Source organism: Calidithermus roseus, assembly GCF_003574095.1.
Taxonomy (GTDB): domain Bacteria; phylum Deinococcota; class Deinococci; order Deinococcales; family Thermaceae; genus Calidithermus; species Calidithermus roseus.
In genome coordinates, this window is record NZ_QWLA01000001.1 from 25757 (window position 1) to 44434 (window position 18678).

At 66.4% G+C, this 18678-nt stretch carries 19 protein-coding genes; 11 read left to right on the forward strand and 8 right to left on the reverse strand.

All coding sequences use genetic code 11. The features are described 5' to 3' along the window. Positions 1 to 22: 22 nt before the first annotated feature. Together ubiE and Mrose_RS00120 are read left to right on the forward strand one after the other, a co-directional pair. Complete coding sequence (gene ubiE / locus Mrose_RS00115; protein WP_275052644.1) at positions 23 to 763, forward strand: bifunctional demethylmenaquinone methyltransferase/2-methoxy-6-polyprenyl-1,4-benzoquinol methylase UbiE; 741 nt, start codon at positions 23 to 25, stop codon at positions 761 to 763. Positions 764 to 780: 17 nt separating this feature from the next. Further along, entirely contained in the window at positions 781 to 1365 is a 585-nt protein-coding gene (locus tag Mrose_RS00120) for a hypothetical protein (protein ID WP_119275404.1), read from the forward strand. 105 nt (positions 1366 to 1470) lie between these two features. Here the strand turns inward: Mrose_RS00120 and Mrose_RS00125 are convergent, their stop codons facing one another. Next, complete coding sequence (locus Mrose_RS00125; RefSeq protein ID WP_119275405.1) at positions 1471 to 1941, reverse strand: FKBP-type peptidyl-prolyl cis-trans isomerase; 471 nt, start codon at positions 1939 to 1941, stop codon at positions 1471 to 1473. A 157-nt stretch (positions 1942 to 2098) separates the two neighbouring features. Between Mrose_RS00125 and cysK the strand changes: the two genes are divergently transcribed. Beyond that, entirely contained in the window at positions 2099 to 3052 is a 954-nt protein-coding gene (gene cysK, locus Mrose_RS00130; RefSeq protein WP_119275406.1) for a cysteine synthase A, read from the forward strand. Between the two features lie 25 nt (positions 3053 to 3077). Here the strand turns inward: cysK and Mrose_RS00135 are convergent, their stop codons facing one another. The 4 genes from Mrose_RS00135 to Mrose_RS00150 form a co-directional block, all read right to left on the reverse strand. After that, positions 3078 to 3932, reverse strand: coding sequence for an SDR family oxidoreductase (locus tag Mrose_RS00135; RefSeq protein ID WP_119275407.1), 855 nt, complete (start codon positions 3930 to 3932; stop codon positions 3078 to 3080). Positions 3933 to 4048: 116 nt separating this feature from the next. Next, entirely contained in the window at positions 4049 to 6811 is a 2763-nt protein-coding gene (locus tag Mrose_RS00140; RefSeq protein WP_119275408.1) for a hypothetical protein, read from the reverse strand. Between the two features lie 216 nt (positions 6812 to 7027). Then, complete coding sequence (locus Mrose_RS00145; RefSeq protein WP_119275409.1) at positions 7028 to 7240, reverse strand: hypothetical protein; 213 nt, start codon at positions 7238 to 7240, stop codon at positions 7028 to 7030. Between the two features lie 8 nt (positions 7241 to 7248). Then, entirely contained in the window at positions 7249 to 7842 is a 594-nt protein-coding gene (locus tag Mrose_RS00150; RefSeq protein WP_245969357.1) for a hypothetical protein, read from the reverse strand. Positions 7843 to 8022: 180 nt separating this feature from the next. Here Mrose_RS00150 and Mrose_RS00155 point away from each other — a divergent pair, with 180 nt between their 5' ends. From Mrose_RS00155 to Mrose_RS00175, 5 genes are all read left to right on the forward strand, one after another. After that, positions 8023 to 8754: a metallophosphoesterase family protein gene (locus tag Mrose_RS00155; protein ID WP_119275410.1), complete on the forward strand. Its 732-nt coding sequence runs from the start codon at positions 8023 to 8025 to the stop codon at positions 8752 to 8754. Positions 8755 to 8823: 69 nt separating this feature from the next. Further along, the gene (locus tag Mrose_RS00160) at positions 8824 to 9720 is read left to right on the forward strand and encodes a hypothetical protein (protein WP_119275411.1); all 897 of its coding nucleotides are present in this window, start codon (positions 8824 to 8826) and stop codon (positions 9718 to 9720) included. Between the two features lie 95 nt (positions 9721 to 9815). Then, the gene (locus Mrose_RS00165; protein ID WP_119275412.1) at positions 9816 to 10592 is read left to right on the forward strand and encodes a PSP1 domain-containing protein; all 777 of its coding nucleotides are present in this window, start codon (positions 9816 to 9818) and stop codon (positions 10590 to 10592) included. 15 nt (positions 10593 to 10607) lie between these two features. Continuing rightward, entirely contained in the window at positions 10608 to 11216 is a 609-nt protein-coding gene (locus Mrose_RS00170; protein ID WP_119275413.1) for a lysoplasmalogenase, read from the forward strand. A 51-nt stretch (positions 11217 to 11267) separates the two neighbouring features. Continuing rightward, complete coding sequence (locus Mrose_RS00175) at positions 11268 to 11756, forward strand: NUDIX hydrolase (RefSeq protein ID WP_119275414.1); 489 nt, start codon at positions 11268 to 11270, stop codon at positions 11754 to 11756. Here Mrose_RS00175 and Mrose_RS00180 read toward each other — a convergent pair. The 3 genes from Mrose_RS00180 to Mrose_RS00190 form a co-directional block, all read right to left on the reverse strand. Continuing rightward, entirely contained in the window at positions 11715 to 12317 is a 603-nt protein-coding gene (locus Mrose_RS00180) for a GGDEF domain-containing protein (RefSeq protein WP_119275415.1), read from the reverse strand. The genes Mrose_RS00175 and Mrose_RS00180 overlap by 42 nt on opposite strands. Positions 12318 to 12377: 60 nt before the next feature. Further along, positions 12378 to 13142 carry a methyltransferase domain-containing protein gene (locus Mrose_RS00185; protein ID WP_119275416.1) on the reverse strand — a complete coding sequence of 255 codons (765 nt, stop codon included), beginning with the start codon at positions 13140 to 13142 and terminating at the stop codon, positions 12378 to 12380. Between the two features lie 91 nt (positions 13143 to 13233). Then, the gene (locus Mrose_RS00190; RefSeq protein ID WP_119275417.1) at positions 13234 to 13848 is read right to left on the reverse strand and encodes a diguanylate cyclase; all 615 of its coding nucleotides are present in this window, start codon (positions 13846 to 13848) and stop codon (positions 13234 to 13236) included. A 106-nt stretch (positions 13849 to 13954) separates the two neighbouring features. Here Mrose_RS00190 and Mrose_RS00195 point away from each other — a divergent pair, with 106 nt between their 5' ends. The 3 genes from Mrose_RS00195 (at position 13955) to Mrose_RS00205 (ending at position 18633) form a co-directional block, all read left to right on the forward strand. Then, entirely contained in the window at positions 13955 to 14557 is a 603-nt protein-coding gene (locus Mrose_RS00195) for a hypothetical protein (protein ID WP_119275418.1), read from the forward strand. Positions 14558 to 14580: 23 nt separating this feature from the next. Then, positions 14581 to 14982, forward strand: a complete 402-nt coding sequence (locus Mrose_RS00200) for a hypothetical protein (RefSeq protein WP_119275419.1) — start codon at positions 14581 to 14583, stop codon at positions 14980 to 14982. A 96-nt stretch (positions 14983 to 15078) separates the two neighbouring features. Beyond that, positions 15079 to 18633, forward strand: a complete 3555-nt coding sequence (locus Mrose_RS00205) for a DUF11 domain-containing protein (RefSeq protein ID WP_119275420.1) — start codon at positions 15079 to 15081, stop codon at positions 18631 to 18633. Positions 18634 to 18678 lie beyond the last annotated feature (45 nt).

The following is an 18678-nucleotide window of genomic DNA, read 5'->3' on the forward strand; positions in this document are numbered from 1 at the left end:
CCTCTTGTGCTACACTCGTTCGGTGCTGCCGGAGAGGGATGGCAAAACCCAGCCGACCACGCCTGAGCTAAGTCGCGAACGCGATCCCCAGACGGTGAGGGCGATGTTCAGCCAGATCGCCCCGCGCTATGACCTGCTCAACCGCCTCCTCTCCGCGGGGGTAGATCAGAGTTGGCGGCGGGCTACCGTGCGCGAAGCCCTGAAGCATGGCCCCAAACGGGTGCTCGACCTGGCCTGCGGCACCGGCGACCTGACGCTGTTGCTCAAGAAAAGCGCTCCCGAAGCCGAGGTAGTGGGCGCCGACTTCGCCCTGCCCATGCTCGAGCTCGCCCGCGCCAAAGCTCAAAAAAGCGGCTTGCAGGTGCGCTTTCAGGAAGCCGACGCGCTCGAGCTCGACTTCCCCGACGCGTACTTCGACGCCATCACCGTCGCCTTCGGTTTTCGCAACTTCGCCGACTACGAGCGCGCCCTGGCCGAGCTTTACCGGGTGTTGCGGCCCAGTGGGCGGCTGTGCATTCTCGAGTTCCCCCCGCCCCCCAAAAGCGGGCTGGGCGTGCTTTACCGTTTCTACTTCACCCGCGTGCTGCCCTATATCGGCGGCCTGATCTCGGGCAACGCCGCCGCCTATCGCTACCTGCCCGCATCGGTCGAGCGCTTTCCGCCCCCCGAAGCGCTGAGAGGGATGATGGAAAAAGCCGGTTTCAGGGTGCGATACAGGCTGTTCACCGGCGGGATCGCCGCGCTGCACGTGGGAGAGAAGTGAGGATGGCAAGGAGTAAAATGGCCCTGCGGAATAAGCGCAAAACCCGCACCAAACCCAACATTCTCGCCCTCAGCGGCTTGGTGATCGATCCCCAGCGACTGCTGTTCGAGGGCCTCGAGGCCGGTTCCTTCCCCAACCTCGAGCACCTCAGCCTGGCCCGCGAGTTCGCCCGTGAGAGCGCCGAGGGCCGGTGCTACGAGAACGGCCTGATCCGGCTGTGGCACGGCCCCCGGGGCCTTTACTACGAGTTCAAGGACTTCCCCGCGGCCTTCTACGGGAGGCTGGGGGTGGTCAGCGGGGAATACCTGAGCGAGGCCGAGGCCCAGGAGATCTTCTGGGAAGATATCAGCAAGGCCACCAAGGGCTACGGCGAGACCGTGGTGTTCTACACCGAGCGCCTGATGCAAAGCGAGCAGGACTTCTACATGGCCTACACCTACGAGAACTTCCGCATCGAGCGGGGCGAGGCCCGTTTCAGCCTGCCTCTGTTCATGCGCTTTGAAACCGAGGAGGGCCTGCGGCTGCTGATGCGGCTCGAGCAGGAGTACCTCTCCTTCTGGCTGCCCAAGGGCCAGCCGCTGCCTACGGGTCTGCTGGCTTGAGAAAGTGTCGATGGCCGATGGCTCGGAGGTGCCGAGCGTCGAACCCCCAGCGTTAAATGCCAAACGCCGGGAGCCCCAGGCCCCCGGCGCCTTGCGTTTAGCTATCTAGTGGACGTGTCCTTCGGGATCGTGTACGTGGCCGTGCTCGAGCTCTTCCTGGGTAGCCGCGCGGATGCTCGAGATGGTCACGTCAAAGTTGAGGGTTTCGCCCGCGAGGGGGTGGTTGAAATCGATGGTGACCTCGTCCCCATCCACCTCCATGATCCAGAAGGGCAGCACCTGGCCGTCTTCGTCCTGGGCAAAGAGCTGCACGCCGGGCTCGAGGGGAGCGTCAGGGGGGAATTGGTCGCGGGGGATCACCCGCACGCCCTCGGGGTCTTCCAGGCCATAAGCCTTCTCCGGGGGCACGCTGACCTGGAGCGAATCGCCCACCTGCTTGCCCTCGAGGGCTTCCTCGAGGCCGGGGATGATGTTGCCATACCCGTGCAGGTAGGGCAGCTCGCCCTGGTCGATGACTTCACCCTCGACTTTGAGGACGTAACGGATGGTCACCACGTGGTCTTGCGTTGCAATCATCAGCACACCTGTCATGCCCGGCGGAAACCGAATCTTCCGCGGGCATTCAAACGCCTGAGTTTACCATCCCGGCGCAATGCAAATAGTCACCGCTTCGCTTTTCGGTTTTGTGCCTGCCTGCACGCCATTTGACCATCGCAGCCGTATGCTGGGGGACATGTTTATCGAGCACGTCATCGGCAAGACCCCTCTGGTCAGGCTGCACCGGGTCGTCGAACCCGGCATGGCCGAGGTTTTCGTGAAGCTCGAGGGCTCCAACCCCGGCGGCTCCATCAAGGACCGCCCCGCCTGGTACATGGTGCGCGACGCCGAGGAGCGCGGCATTCTCAAACCCGGCTCGGGGCAGGTCATCGTCGAGCCCACCAGCGGCAACACGGGTATCGGGCTGGCGATGGTCGCCGCCAGCCGGGGCTACCGGCTCATCCTGTGCATGCCCGCGCAGATGTCGGACGAGCGCAAGCGCACGCTGCGGGCTTACGGGGCCGAATTGGTGCTCACCGACCCCGAGCGGCGCATGCTGGCCGCGCGCGAGAAGGCCCAGGAGATCGCGCTCGAGACCGGAGGCTTCATGCCCGACCAGTTCGCCAACCCCGCCAACATCCGGGCCCACTACGAGACCACCGGCCCCGAGCTCTTCGCTCAGATGGAAGGCCGCATCGATGCCTTCGTCTACGGCTCGGGCACCGGAGGCACCATCATGGGCGTGGGGCGCTACCTGCGCGAGCGCATCCCCGGCGTGCAGATCATCGCCTGCGAGCCGGCCCGCTCCAACGTGCTCTCCGGCGGCCAGATGGGGCAGCATCAGTTCCAGGGCATGGGGCCGGGGTTCATCCCGCCCAACCTCGACGTGCGGATGCTCGACCGGGTGGTTCAGGTCTGGGAGGAGGAAGCCTTCCCGCTGGCCAGGCGCCTGGCCAGGGAGGAGGGGCTCTTCCTGGGCATGAGCAGCGGTGGCATCGTCTGGGCCGCCCTTCAGGTGGCCAAGGAGCTGGGCGAGGGCAAGCGGGTGGCCTGCATCAGCCCGGACTCCGGCTCCAAATACCTCACCACGGCGCTTTATGCCGAGGAGGACTCGAGCGTGGCCAAGCCGTCGGTAGTCGATGGTCGGTAGCCGTAGGTCATGCGCGAAACGCCGTTCAACCCCCCTGCTTCTTCCGCATCGCCTCGAGCGCGTCCCACTGCTCCTTGGTCACGGCATCGAGCACGTTGAACTCGCCTGAGCCCCACACCTTCTCCCCGCCGTCGATGTAGATGAGGTCGCCGGTGATGAAGCCCGCGTAGTCGGAGATGAGGTAGGCGGCGAGGTTGGCCAGCTCCTTGTGCTCGCCCACGCGGCGCAGGGGGATGCGCTCCATAAAGAGCTTTTCGATCTCGGGGGTGGGCATCAGACGGCTCCAGGCTCCTTCGGTGGGGAAAGGCCCCGGGGCTATGGCGTTGAGCCGGATGCCGTATTTACCCCATTCGGCAGCCAGCGAGCGGGTCAGGGCCACCACCCCGGCCTTGGCCACCGCCGAGGGCACCACGTAGCCCGAGCCACCCTCGGCGTAGGTGGTGGCGATGTTGAGCACGACTCCCTTGTGAGCGCTAGCGATCCAGCGCTTGCCCAGCTCGAGCGTGCAGTAGAAAGTCCCGTGCAGCACGATGCCCAGCACCGCGCCCACCGCCCGGTGGGAGAGGCGTTCGGTAGGAGAGATGAAGTTGCCGGCTGCGTTGTTGACCAGCACGTCGATGCGGCCAAAGTGCCCCAGGACGCTGTTCATCAGGCTCACGACCGCTTCGGGGTCGCGCACGTCGCAGGGCACGCCCAGGACCTCGCCCCCGGTTTCTGCCATCATCTCCTGCGCGGCCCGCTCGAGCACCTCCTGCCGCCGCCCGGCGATGGCCACCCGAGCCCCCAGTTCCAGGAAACGCGTGCTCATCGAGCGCCCGAGCCCGGTCCCGCCGCCCGTGACTAGAATGACCTTCTCTTTGAGTAAACCTGGTTCAAACATACAAGTAGCTTACAATAAGCTCCTCGCAGAGGCTGCCGATGATCAATAGCCCACTTCAGGACGCATGTTTTCACCCCCACCGGGTGGTGGGGGTGAAGTTGATAGCGCTGGAGCAATCAGGGGCGTCCGTAGAGCGGAAGGCCACTGGGGGGAAGGTTGAAGAACGTGTCCAGCGGCACGCTTATGCCGCTGAGGGCTTGGGTGGGCGTAGGGGAGCCGGTGCTGGCCAGTTGCGCAGCGCTGAAGCGGACGATCTGCCCGGTGCCGCCGCTCGAGAAGTAAGGCATACGGGGGTTCCACTGCAAGCGCTGCTGGAGGCTGACGCCGGAACGTGGCCTGTCGTCGCTGACCCAGAGGTTGCCCGCGTTGTCGAAGGCCAGGCCGATGGGCTGTACCCAGCTATTGTCGCTGCTGATCTTCACTGCGGGCGCACCGGCGTAAGAGCCCGTTCCGGGGCTGCACGAAGTGTCGCCGTCGCAATCGGGGGGGAGGCTGGAGGGGTCGAAGCGCGAGAGGAAATCACCCAGCTTGCTGGCGACCCACAGCCCGCCCGCGCTGTCGAAGGCCAGGCTGATGGGGCCGTGGAGGGAAGCTTTGTCGTTGCCGTTGAGGGTGTTGTCGTAGATGAGCAGGGCTGCTCGGCCAGAGTAGTATCCCGCGCTCCTGGAGAGCTGGCTCGAGCTGAACTTGAGCACCTGGCCCGGCGAATCCGAGCCTGTATCCGACGCATTGGTTCCGAAGAAAGCCACTACCCACAGGTTGCCGCTAGCGTCGAAGGCCAGGCCGGTTGGGGTGGTCATGGTGCCGCCGAAGTTCAGGATTTTGTACCTGGCGGGGCCCGTGTAGTTAGCGCTCAAGTCTCCAGCATCGAAGCGTAGGATCTGGTTGTAGAACTCGTCGGCCACCCACAGGTTGCCCGCGCTGTCGAAGGCCAGGGCGCGCGGGGTGCCCAGGTCGGGGCTGGTGATGGTCACCGCCGGACTGGGCGAGGGGCTGGCGAGGTCGGCGGCGCGGTACATGCGGATTTCGCCGCCGCTGCCCGAGGGCTCCGGCCCTATGCCCACCCAGAGGTTGCCCGCCTTGTCGAGCGCCATTCCCCGCGCCTTCTGTGACCCGTTTGACAGGCCCAGGCTTACTGCTGTTTGCGTTCCTGCGCCCTGGTCATAGCCCAGCAGGCGGCTGGGGGGGTCGTCGCTGGGGTCTGATGGGGTGCCGTTGTTGCTGCCGTACTCGATGACCCAGAGCTTGCCCGAGCCATACTTGCCGTAGCTTACGCTGGCGCTGGCGCTACTCCCTGCCGTCACCGTCGCTGAAGTGTTGTTGCCCTGGTAGTACTCGTCCACGACGGACTGAGAGACCGTGACGCCGTTTACGCTCAGGGTGTAGGTGCCGGGTTGCTGGTCATCGAAGGTCGTGCTGGAGGTAATGGTCTGGTTGAGCCCCGGCCCACTCACGTTCACGCTGGCGTTGGTGCCCGTTGGCAGGCCATTAATCGTCACCACCAGCCGCCCGCTTACTGCCGTGTAGCCCACACTCACCGAAGCTGTCGCGCCCGCACTCACGGTCACCGGCGAGGAGTTCACGCTGCCGGTGTAGCGGCTGCCGTTCTCGAGAACATCGCTCGCAGCGATGATGTAGGTGCCGGGCTGGCGGTCATCGAAGGTGGCGCTGGCGGTGAGGTTCTGGCTGAAGCCGCCAGGGCCGCTCACGCTGACGTTCGCGTTGACTCCACCGGGCAGGCCGCTGACGTTCACCACCAGCCGCCCGGTGATCGCGCTGTAGCTGACGTCTACCAACGCCGTCGCACCCGCGGAGACCGTCACCGGCGAGGTCGTGACCGTGCCGGCGTAGCGGCTGCCGTCCTTGAGAACGTCGGCGGCGGTGACCGTGTAATTGCCAGGGGCCAGGCCGGTGCGGGTCTGTCTCGAGCCCACAGTAAAACTCCCGCTGGGGCCGCTGATGGTGATGGGTTTGCCGCTGCCCGAGGGAAGCCCGCTGACGTTCACCTGGAGATTTCCGCTGCTGGCACTATAGGTCACGCTAACCGTCTTGGTGCTGGCTCCGGTCACGCTGACCGGCGATTCGCTCACCGTGCCCGCATAGGTAGTGCCCCCTGCGGTAAAGGAGTTGGCGCTGATGTTGTACTGCCCAATGGGGACTGCCAGGCTCTGGCTCGAGTCGCTGCTGAAGACAAGGGTCTGGCTGAAGCCTCCGTCTACCCCGTTCACGGTGACCGAAGCGCTGGCCCCGCTGGGGATACCGCTGACGCTGAGGGTCAGCTGGCCGTTGCTGGGCCCGTAGCTCACCTGAATGCTCGCCGTGGCCCCTGCGCTTACCTTGACCGGGTTCGGATTAATCGAGGCGCCATAGTCAAAACCGTTCGCGCTCACCGTCGCCGCGTTGACGTTGTAATCGCCGGGGGCTAGGCCGGTGAGGGTGGTGCTGGCCGTGACGTTCCGGCTGAACCCCCCAGGGCCGCTCACCGCGACGCTGGCGCCCGTGCCCTCAGGCAGGCCCGTGATGTTCACGGCCAGGCTGCCCGTGCTTGCCACGTAGTTCACGGTGGCTTCGGCCTGCTTTCCGCCTTCTACCTTGACGGAGACGTTACTGGCCGTGCCGCTGTAGGTATAACCCCCGGCGCTCACGTCCGATACGCTGATTTGGTAGGTGCCGCTGGAGAGGTTGTTCAGGATTTCGCTCTTCTTGACCTCTCTGCTATACCCCCCACCTTGCTTACTTACGGTCACCCTGGCGTCGGTCCCGGCCGGTAGGCCCGCGATGTTCACCTTGAGGCTGCCTGTTGTGGGCGTGCAGGCAACCAGAATGAGCGAGAGCAGGACCAGTAGTCTAAAGCTATAGCCATACTGCTGAATATTCATCCAGAAGCCTCCGTGGCTTAGAGATTAGAGGCGCTGGCGTGAAGGAACAGTTACCTCGTGGCACGGCTCCAGGAGTTTGCTCCTGCCTGACCAGGCAGCTTTTTTCGTATGTTTCCGATCTATCGAAACGGCCAAATAACGGCGTTAATTACGTTACGTGTGCCCTCGGTTTACGAAGAAACCCCGCTGCGGCGGGGTCGAGGTCGGTGTCTATGCTCAGCCCAGGGCGTTGTGGGCCTTTCCCAACATCAGCATGGCCCCGATCGTGGCTGCCGAGAGGATGATGAGGACCAGGGCGAAGCCGATGTAGCGCAGGTCGGCGCCCTCGCCCTCGACGTTGACACTCCTGGGGTTGATGGCCAGGTAGATCAGGCTGGTGACCAGGATCGAACCGATGACGAAGATCAGGGTAAAAACCGCGCCAAGCATCAAGCCTCCTAGACATTCAAACGCCAGACCCGCAACAGGGCCTGGAGGGTTGTGTCCAATCCTACCAGTCCCACGCCGTAGGTGGGAATGCCCCGTTCCCAACCGTACGCGCCCAGTGCCGGGCCGGGGATTTGTGGCAGGTCGGTCTCGAGTTCACCCTTCCAGGCCCGTCTGGCCGGGACTTCCCGGTAGCGCAGCCCGGTGGGCGCTTCCACCTCGATAGCTTCAGCATCACCATCGGGATCGGGGTCGGTTGGGGTAAAGCTCGAGCCCACCCCCTCCCCCTCGGTCAGGATGAGCGCGCGGCGAGGGCGAACCCACTCCAGCGCCCGCTGAAAGGGCGTGCCGTGCCCTCCCGAAGCATCCAGGCCCAGCACGATGCGACCCTTGTACTCCAGGCCCCGCAGCGCGCGGATCACGGCCTCGCCCCACTCCCTGGGGGCCCACAGCAGCAGGGTCTCGCCGCCATAGTGCCCCTCGAGCCAGGCGTAGAAACTGCCCAACTCGTCGTATCCGGTGCGGACGTGCCGCGCCAGGATCTCCTCCAGCCAGGCGGAGCTGCTAGGGCCGGAAGATTCCTCGGAAGCCAGAGCCTCTTTCACCAAGCGGGCCTCCGTCATTGCCGTGTTATGCTCTTCGGCCTCGAGCACAGCCACAGCATAAGACGCCGAAGGCCAAACGCCAAACGCAAGACGCAGGATGCCGAGGGTCGGTGGCCTTCGACGCTTGGCGTCTTTCAGCCACCGACCCTCGACCCTTGACCTGCCGTATGATGTGTCACTGTGCGTTACCTGATCCTCTCCGACCTGCACGGTAACTGGGCTGCCCTCGAGGCCATCGTGCGCGAGGCCAGGGACTGGGAGCGGGTTCTTTTTCTAGGGGACGCGGTGGGCTATTATCCCGATGCCGAGCGGGTGGTGTCGTGGTTGGCCTCGCACGATGCCATTGGAGTGCTGGGCAACCACGACGCCTGGATGCTGTCGCTGGGCTCCTTGGATGTCGAGGGGCCCATCCTCGAGATCATCGCCTGGCAGGCCGAGCGCATGAGTGCCGCCAGCCACGCCTACCTCTCCAAATTGCCCATGGCCGCCAACGTGGAAGGGGCCTTGCTGGTGCACGGCAGTCCCTGTGATCCCATGCAGTACCTCGACGACCTCGAGCTCGCCCGCCAGGGCTTCGACTGCACGGCGGCCCGCTGGGTCTTCCACGGCCACACTCACCTGGCGGGAGCCTACCTCTCCCTCGACGGCCCCAACGGCCAGTGGGTGCGCTACCAGCGCTACACCAACGGCGGCGAGCTCATCTTAGCCCCCAAGGTCCGGGCCATCGTTAACCCCGGCTCAGTAGGGCAACCCCGCGACGGCACGCCGGGAGCTGCTTATGCCATCTGGGACAGCGAGGAGGATCTCGTCGAGTTCTACCGCGTGACCTACGACCTCAAGCAGGTATTGCGCCGTATCGAGGAAGTGGGCTTTCCCAACTGGCTTTACGAGCGGCTGCTGCACGGGAAATAAACCGTCGATAGCCGATGGCTCATATCAGGCACGCTGACCTCAAAGGCACTTTCGCAATGGAGACCGCAGTTGAAGCCTTCGATCCTGGGACATGAGCACATCCTGCGGCTGCTGCCGAGCCTCAGCAGCCAGAGCCTGCTGTTTACCGGCCCGGAAGGGGTGGGGCGGCGGGCGGTAGCGCGGTGGTACGCCTACGGCCTCAACTGCGCTAAGGGGTTTCCAGGCTGCGGTGACTGCGCTTCCTGCCGCCTGGAGGAGCACACCGACTACCTCGAGATCGCCCCCGAGGCCCAGACCAAGACCGGGCGCAAAGCCCGCAACCTGCAAATCCGGCTCGAGCAGATCGCCCCGCGCGAGGAGGGCGGCGAGAGCCTGCTGGAGTGGCTTTCGACCTATCCCCGCTTCCGGGCCAAGGTGGCGGTGATCGACGGGGCCCACCTGCTCAACGAGCCCGCGGCCAACGCGCTGCTGAAGGTGCTCGAGGAGCCCCCCACCTACGCCCGTCTCGTCCTCATCGCGCCCAGCCGCGAACTGGTGCTGCCCACCCTGGCCTCGCGCTCGCTCGAGCTGGCCTTCGGCCCCCTGCCCGAGGAGACGCTGCACGGCCTCACCCGCGACCCCGAAATCCTGGCCTACGCCGAGGGCAGCGCGGGGCGGGTGCGCTGGGCGCTCGACAACCCGGCCCTCTTCAACCAGCTCGTGGGGCGGGCTCAGGGGGTGCTCGAGAGCCTGGCGAAAGGCCCCGCCCAGACCCTCGAGGCCCTGGGGCCGCTGCTCGAGACCGAAGGCGGCCTGAACTACCTGGCCCGCAAGCTGGGGCAGTCCCTTCCCCCCGAGGATCCGCGACGCGCGGCGGCCCTGCTCGCCATCCACCAGGCCCAGGAGGCCCTGAGCGCTTACGTCGGCGAGGACCTGGTGCTGAGCTGGCTGGGTCTGCGGCTGTGGTCGGTGATGGCCGAGCGCTGAAGTTGTAGAGTGAAAGACATCAGACTCTGGTCTGTCAACTGCTCTGGAGCCCGCCTGCTGGCTCAGAGTGTCCAAAGCGAGGAGGATCGGCATCAATGGACTGCGTAGGCGTCCGTTTCAATCACGGCCCAAAACTCTACGACTACAGCTTCAGCGGGGAACCCCCCGCGCAGGGGAGCTGGGTGGTGGTCAGCACGCCCAGGGGCCTCGAGCTGGGCAAGGTGCGCACCGCGCCCCGGGCGGGACGGCCCCAAGGCGAGGTGGTGCGCCAGGCTAGCCCGCAGGACCTCGAGACCGCCAGCAAGCTGCGCGAGCGCGCCGAGGACCTCAAGTGGTGGCTCAAGGCCAAGTTCCGTCGGGAAAACGTCCCGGCCAAGCTGCTGGGCTGCGAGTTCACCCTCGACGGCAACCACCTCTCGGTGCACTACTCCGCCGAGGAGCGCGTGGACCTGCGCCGCTGGGTGGGGGAGATCTCCCGGCTGGCGGGTGCGCGCGTGGAGTTCTTAGCGCTGGGCCCGCGCGACCAGACCGCCTACCTGGGCACGCTGGGGGCTTGCGGCATGGAGTCGTGCTGCTCGACCCACCTGCAAGACTTCGCCCAGGTCTCCATCAAGATGGCCAGGGACCAGCAGCTCCCGCTGTCGCCCGAGAAGATTTCCGGCCCCTGCGGGCGCTTGCTGTGCTGCTTGCAGTACGAGCACGAGCTGTACCAGGAGTTGCTGGCGGGATTGCCCAAGAAGAACGCCAAGGTGTGCACCATCCACGACGTGTGCGGCAAGGTGGTCAAGCTCAACCCGCTGGCCCAGACCGTGGACATGATCACCGAGGAGGGCAGCCTGGTCACGGCCCACAAGGACGAGCTGCGGCGCTGAGGCGGGTGCGGGCGGGTGTCGGCGGCGTGGCTGTGGATCGGCCTGGGGGGCTTTTCCCTGCTGGGCCTGCTGGCGGCGGAGGTGCGCCGGCGGCCCCTGGCGCGGGCGGCTTCCAAGGTGGCCTGTTCGCTGGGCTTCATCCTGCTGGCTCTGTCACAGGGCCTCGAGGGCCGTTTCGCCCAGTGGGTGTTCGCCGGGCTGGTGCTCTCGGCTTTGGGCGACGTTTTTCTGATCTTTCCATCGGGGCGGGCCTTCCTGGCGGGGCTGGTCGCCTTTTTGCTGGCGCACCTGGCCTACGTGGGGGCCTTCGCCGCCGAGGGAAGCCCCGGCCCGTGGGCCTTCGCGCTGGTGCTGGGCGTGGGGCTGGGGGTCGTGCGCTGGCTGTGGCCGCACCTCGAGGGCTGGCGCGTCCCGGTGCTGGCCTACGCCGCCGTCATCAGCGTGATGCTGCTCTTCGCCCTGGCGGCAGGCCGCCCGGAGGCCCGGCTGGGGGCGCTGCTGTTCTACCTCTCCGACCTCTTCGTGGCCCGCGAGCGCTTCGTGCGCTCGGAGGTGCTCAACCCGCTGCTGGGGCTGCCGCTGTACTACGCGGCCCAGTACCTGCTGGCGCTGTCGGTGGGCTGAGCTCGAGCGGGCCTTGCCCGAGCCGCCGGGCTGGCGTAGGCTTTAGGGCCTATGGCTGAGATTCCTGAGCAGGGGGTAGCCCCTACCTACTTCGCCGCGCAGGGGGTGCGCTTCATCTACCGGGTGGCCGGGATCGCCCTTCAGCACGGCCAAATTTTGCTGCACCGGGGATTGGAGGACGACTTCTGGGCGCTGCCTGGCGGGCGGGTGGAGGCCCTCGAGACCGCCCAGCAGGCCCTGCGGCGCGAGATGCGCGAGGAGTTGGGGCTCGAGGCCCAGACCGGCCCGCTGCTCTTCGTGGTCGAGAACCTGTTCGACCATCGGGGACGCGCCCATCACGAGGTGGGGCTCTACTTCGCGATGAGCCTGCCGGACTTCTGGGAGGGGGAGCGGCGCGGGAGCGAGAGACACACCCACCTGCTGTACCGCTGGTTCCCCCAGGACCAGATGCCGCGCCTGCCGGTGCGGCCCCGTTTCCTGCGCGAGGGCCTCACGCGGCTACCCGATCACCCGCGCCACGTGGTCGAGCTCGAGCCCTGACCCCTCGGCGCAGGCCCGGTCGCCCCCGGCCCGCTTGGCCCGGTAGTGCAGGGCGTCGGCGCGCTCGAGCAGTTCCGCCGCGCTCTCGCCCGGCCGGTACGCCGCCACCCCCAGGCTGATGCTCAGGCGGCAGGCAGGGACGGGCTCGAGGGCGCTCACCGCCTTGCGCAGCCGCTGGGCGATGGTCTCGGCGGCCAGGAGGAGGGTGCCCGGCAGCACCGCCACGAACTCCTCCCCGCCCCAGCGCCCCACCCAGTCGGAGCGCCGGAGCTTCTCCCGTGCCACGCGCGCCACCAGGCGCAGGGCCTTGTCGCCTGCCGCGTGCCCAAAGGTGTCGTTGACCCGTTTGAAGGCGTCGAGGTCGAAGAGGACGAGGCACAGGGGCTCGCCGGAGCGCTCGGCCAGGGTGAGTTCGCGCGCGAGCGCCCGCTCGAGGCCCCGCCGGTTGGGGAGGCCGGTGAGGGAGTCGGTGCAGGACTGCTCCAGCACCCGCAGGTACGCCACCCTCCACCCGGCGCTAGCGATCAATGCGCCCAGCAACAAACCTCCCACCCACTCCATCTCCGAACCTCCTCCCAAACCTTACGCAGCCCACTCCCGCCCTGGATTGCGTGTCGGGCGTTACACGGCGGGCTTGCTCGCCGCCAGCAGCACCCGTTTGAAGCCGTAGAACACCGGCTTTTGCGGCATCAATTCGTTGAGCCTCGAGCGGTAGCGCTCGAGGAAAACCCCCTGCAACCCCTCCGGCAGCACGCCCAGGTAGGCGGTGAGCAAGGTTCCCTTGACCCACTCCACGATCGCGTCGGCGTCGGGCAGGACGTGGGGATACACCTTGAGCACGGCGGTGATGTCCTGCCCGCCGAGGTCGAAGAACAACTGGGCATAGTCCTCGACTGGCAGGACCGGGTGGCGGCGGCCTTGGTGCGGGAAGTAGGCCCTGAACTCGGGCTCCTCGGCGACCTCGCGGGCCAGGCGGTGGGAGGGGTGATCGCCGTTGGCGGGCATCTGTACCACCATCTGCCCGCCGGGGTTCAGGTGGCCCCAGAGCCGGGCGAAGAGGGTGGGGTGGTCGTCGGCCCATTGCAGCGCGGCGTTGGAGAAGATCAGGTCGTACTGCCCCTCGAGCTCCCGGAAGTCGCCCTGCACGAAGCTGAGCCCCTCGCGGGCGAAGTTCTGACTCTTGGCGAGCATCTCGGGGGAGCTGTCGAGCCCGGTCACGGTGCTGCCGGGGAGGCGGTCGGCCAGGCGACGGGTGAGTTCGCCGGTCCCGCAGCCCAGGTCCACGACCCGCAGGCCGGGCCGAACCCTGACCAGCGCGAGCAGGTCGTCGAAGGGGGCGGTGCGCTCGGCTTTGAATTTCTCGTACTGTTCGGGGTTCCAGGGCATTTTGTTACCTCCGGCAGAGGGATCAAAGCGGTGCCTTCCTCAATGCTCCGCAGGGCGAACTCCACGGCCCGCTCCATCCAGCGCCGCTCGATCACAGGAACTCCCGGTACTTGTCGAGCAGGTCGGCCAGGGCCTCGCGCAGCAGGGCGGCCTCGGTGCGGCCTAAGCGCTCGGAGAGCGTGGCCAGGCGGGCGAGCTGGTTCTTGGGGTAGTAGTTCGACTTCAGCACCATCCTGTCCTCCACGTAGATCGCCACACGGCTGCGCCCCTCGCGCTTGGCCCGCAACAGCGCCTCGTCGGCGGCCTGGAGCAGTTGCTGGGGGTCGGAGACGTGGCGGGGGAAGCTGGCGATGCCGATGGACAGCCGCACCGCCAGCGAGACCTCCCCCACGTTGTGCTTGCGACCCGCGAGGTACTGCCGGATCTCCTCGAGCTGGATCAGCGCCTCCTCGGGGCTGGCCCCCGGCAGGGCACAGGCGAACTCGTCGCCGCCGAGGCGGGTGAGCAGGCTGCCAGGGGGGAGGCTGCCAGCCAGCGCCTTCATCACCAGCGCGATCACCGCGTTGCCCACCTCGCGCCCGTAGTTCTGGTTGACCGCCAGAAACTCGTCAATGTCGGCCACCGCGACTGAGATGGGGCCGTCGTCTTTCCAGTTCGCCAGACTTTGGTAAAAGCGCTCGCGGTCTAGTGTAGTAGCTCCGGTCATATGACGTCCTCTCTAACACCTTTCGTATATATATATTGCAAGCAATATATATATGTCAAGTCGGGCGACTGGAACTCTTTCAAAGGCCCTATACAATGGGCGCATAATGCTCAACCTCACTCAGGTGCTGTTGGTGACTCTGCGAATTTTCGCACACAACCCGCTGGGCATTTTGTGGGTCACCTTCGTGGCCCTGCTCTTCAGCTTTGTCAGCTTCGGTATCCTTATCGGGCCCATGCAGGTGGGCTTCAACGCGGTGATGCTGCGCTACCTGCGCCAGGGGGAGTGGGTGCCGGAGTTGCTGTGGCAACAGTTTCGCCGCCAGGTTTTTCTGGCAGGTTGGGTGTACTTGGCCTTGCTGTTGGTGGGGCTGGTGGTGCCGCTGCCACTTCAGCGCTTCTCCCCGGTCGTGGCCGAGTTGCTGCGCCTCGCAGCCAACACGGTTTTGGGACTGCTGTGGTTTTACCCCTTCCAGTACCTCGCCGAGCGGCACGGCTCCTGGACCTGGGCAGTGCGCGAAGGCTGGCACCTGATCCTGCGGGCTGGGGTGCCCGCCCACGTGCTGCTGGTCTTGCTGATCCAACTCATCAACTACGTCCCTACCGGAACCTCCCTGCCGCTGCTCGATCTCTTCGTGCTGGTGCTGCTGGTGGGCATTAGCGGCCTGATCGGGGTGGTGGCCTATGCCCAGCTCAACCCCCAGCCGTGATAGCTTCATGTAGAGGAACCCCCATGAACCGCTCGAAGCACCTGCGGCAAGTGCTCGCGGCGCTGATCCTGGGCGCATTGATGCTGGCTCAGGCCCAGCCTCCGCCTCCTCCCGTCGAGGTTGAGGGCGGCAGCCGGGTTGCCGCACTAGTGCTGCGCTACTCGGTGTGGTCGCCCCAGGCCCTTCTTGAGAAGGGGATAGCCCTCGAGGCGGGCAGGCGGGTGTACTCGTACTGGCTCGAGCTCAAAAGCGCCGAACCGATCGGTCCTGGCCTGCGCAACCCGGCGCGGGCGGGCATGCAGGTCGAGGCTTATTCCCTGCGGCCCCTGCCGCTATGGGTAGGAAAGGAGGTTGAGGCCACCCTCGAGCTGAGGGGCGAGGTCCCCAAAGTCAACTGGTGGATCAACACGTTCAGGCTCAGGTAGACCACTTTGCGCTGCCTAAAGGCCTATGGCATATGGCGTTCAACGTTCGGCACTTGGCGTAGACGTAGGACGTAGGACACGACCAGGGGAGCCCTCATGTTGCGATTCTTGCGGCGCTGGTGGTTTATGGTAGCCCTCTTGCTGTGGGGGGGTGGCCTGTGGGCCCTGGGTCCCGCTCCCGTTCAGGCCACCGACGGGGAAGGAGATCCCGAAGGCTTCGAGGAGTTCGAGGTCAAGGACGGCAACTGGGTGCCCTTCGCCCTACTGTTCGTGCAAACCCCCGAGGACCGTCAGCGCCTCAGGGCCGAACTCGAGCGCAGTGGCGAGAACGCCTTCCTCGAGGCCTGGGAGCACTACGAGTTCTGGCATGAGCAGCGGGCTTATCCCCTGGCCGACGTTCCCCCACAGGCCCGGCTGCGGGCCTACGGCCAGATCCAGCAGTTTGGACAGCGGCAGGGCCTGAGCAACCTGGCCGCCGAAAACTGGGTGGCGATCGGACCCAAACCCATCGAGGGCGGCCAGATCGGCCTCGCTTTGGGCACCCGCGAGATGTCGGGCCGGGTGGGGGACGTCGCCATCGACTCCGCCGACTCCAACCACTGGCTGGTGGGCGGGGCCCAGGCCGGGATCTGGGAAAGCACCGATGGCGGCGTGAGCTGGAGCGCCCGCACCGATGACCAGCCCTCCATGGCCATGGGAGCCATCGCCTTCGCGCCCGGCAACCCCAGCGTCGTTTACGCCGGGACCGGGGAGGCCACCTTCTCGGGCTCGAGCTACTTCGGCGCGGGGATGCTGAAGTCGCTCGACGGTGGCAGCACTTGGAGCGTCATCCCTGGGACCGCGGACACCTTCAAGGGGGGGTCGTTCAGCGACATCGTGGTGAGCCCTAGTGATGCCAACACCCTGCTGGCTGCGACCACGTCGGGCATTGGGGGCAAGGGGGCAGGCCGCCTGCCCAATCCTGCTCCGACCGGGGTGTTCCGCTCCACCAACGCTGGGGCCGACTGGTCGCTGCGCTTGAGCGGCGATGTCACCGACCTCGAGGCGCGACCCGGCAACTTCGCCCAGATGTACGCTGCCAGGGGAGCGGTTTTGGGAGATGAGACCAACGGCCTTTACCGCTCCACCGACGCCGGGGTCACCTGGGCCAAGGTGAGCGGTCCGTGGGATGATGCCGCGGGCGGGATGGGTCGCACCGAGCTGGCCATCGCCCCTTCCGATTCCAACGTGATGTACGTCTCGGTCTCCGACGCCATTGACGGTGCGGGCAACGACGGCGGGATGATCGGCCTGTACAAGACCACCAACGCCTGGGACGCCACCCCCACCTGGACCCAGATCTCGCTCAAGCCCACCGACAACGGCACCGGCACGCTGGGTTACTGCGGCTGGGGTGACGCCTACAAAGCGGCGGTCAACCAGTGCTGGTACGACCATGAGATCATCGTCGACCCCGCCAACCCCAACGTGCTCTACGCCGGGGGCATCGAGATTTGGAAGTACGACGGCCTCACCTGGAGCGACGTCTCCAACAAGGCCAGCCTGGGCACCCACGTCGACCAGCACGCCTTCGCCTGGGCGGGCAACCGGCTGGTGGTGGGCAACGATGGCGGGGTGTGGTCGAGCGGCGATGGTGGTGCGACCTGGGCGACGCACAACCTCGAGCTGGCCTTCACCCAGTTCTACGAGGGCGTGGCCCATCCCAGCGGGCTCAGCCTGGCCATCGGCGGCTCACAGGACAACGGCACCTCGCTGTGGCAGGGCAGCGACGGCTGGCCCGCCATCTTCGGCGGCGACGGGGCCGACGCTGCTATCTCGGCCAGCGATCCCGAGAACGACTGGGCGGTCTCCTCGCAGGGCCTCAACATCTACCGCACCACCGATGGGGGCAATAGCTTCGTCGGTGCTGGCGGGGGTATTGACCGCACCAACGCCCCGTTCATCGCTCGCTTCGAGAAGTGCCCCTCCGACGACGACGTGTTCTTGGCCGGGACCGACAACCTCTGGCGCAGCGACAACTTCTTCAGCGGCGCGCAGGCCACCTGGCGGGCCAACGCTCCCGAGATGGGCACCGACGGACAGGGCCGCCCCAATCGCGTCAGCGCCATCGCCTTCGCCCCTTCCGACCCCACCTGCAAGACCTACGCTTACGGCACGCGCTTTGGCGATCTGCGCCTGACCACCACCGGCGGCCAGACCTGGACCGACCTCGACCCCGCCGATCAGGTCCCAGGTCGCTACGTCACCGACCTCGAGTTCGACCCCACCGACCCCAACATCCTCTACGTGAGCCTCTCCGGCTTCGACGAAGGCACCCCCGGCAAGCCCGGCCACCTGTTCAAGAGCACCGGTGCGCTCGCGGCCTCGCCCAACTGGAGCAACATCAGCCCGCCGGTCGACCTTCCCTTCAACACCGTGGCCCTCAGGCCCGACGCCCCCGCCAACGTCTACGTGGGCACCGACATCGCCATCTGGCACAGCCCCAATGCCGGAGCGAGCTGGGAGTTCATGGGGCCCAGCAGCGGCCTGCCCAACGTGGCGGTGTTCGAACTGGGCTTCGGGGCCAACGGTGGACGCCTGTACGCCTTCACCCACGGGCGTGGTGCTTTCTACCTCGACTTCGGCACGGCCAGCAGCGGGGCCAACCTCTCGCTCACCGGCCAGGCCGCGCCCAGCCCGGTGGCGGGCAACAGCGAGCTGACCTACGGACTGCGCCTGACCAACTTTGGCCCTCAGACTGCGACCTCGAGCACCCTCAGCTATACCCTGCCTGCCGGAGCCAGCTTCGTCGGGGCCTCGAGCGGCTGCACCAACTCGGGGAGCAGCGTGAGCTGCAACCTGGGCGACCTGGCCGCCGCTGCCTTCGCCACGGCGCAGATCGTGGTCAGGCCCACGGCTATGGGCAGCCTCAGCAGCACCTTCACCGCCAGCAGCAGCACCCCCGACCCCAACGCCGCCAACAACAGCCTGACCCTCGACACCCCGGTGGTAGCGGCAGCGGGCCTGATGGCCAGCAAGGGCGGCAATAGCCCGGCCAACAAGACCGCCGACAAGGGCAACTCCACCCCCGTGCTGCAATTCCGCCTGACCAACACCGGCGTGCCGGGAGCCGAGGACGTGATGATCGAGGGTGTGACCCTCCAGGCCAGGGGCAGCGGGGTGGACAACAAGGACATCACCGGCGTCTCGATCTACCTCGACCTCAACGGCAACGGCCAGGTCGATGTGGGCGAGACCCCCCTCGCCAGCGGCGCTTACGGCATGGACAACGGTCAGTTGAAGCTCGTGCTCGGCTCCCTGCCGCTGGCAGCGGGGAGCTCGAGCGATTTCCTGGTGGTTTACGCCTTCAACACCACCATCGGCCTGTGGCCCCAAGCCGTGCAGGCCAGCCTGTTTCCCGGCTTCATCTCTTTTGTCGTGACTCTGGCCATGTTGCTGATGGTGAGCCTCTGGAGGCTGCACCGCGGGAGGGGGCTCTTCATCGTGGCTTTGCTCCTGGGGATCTTGACTTCGGCTTGCGACAACCGCCCCAGGGAACTCACCTACCAGGCCACCCTGAGCGCTGTGAGCGCCAGGGGAGCGGGCAGCAACAACTCCCTCACCGTCAGCGGGTTGCCGCTCGAGGGGGCTACGATCACCGTTAGGCGCTGAGAGATTGGGATGACTTAGGGCGCAGCACGGCGTTTTGCCTTTGGC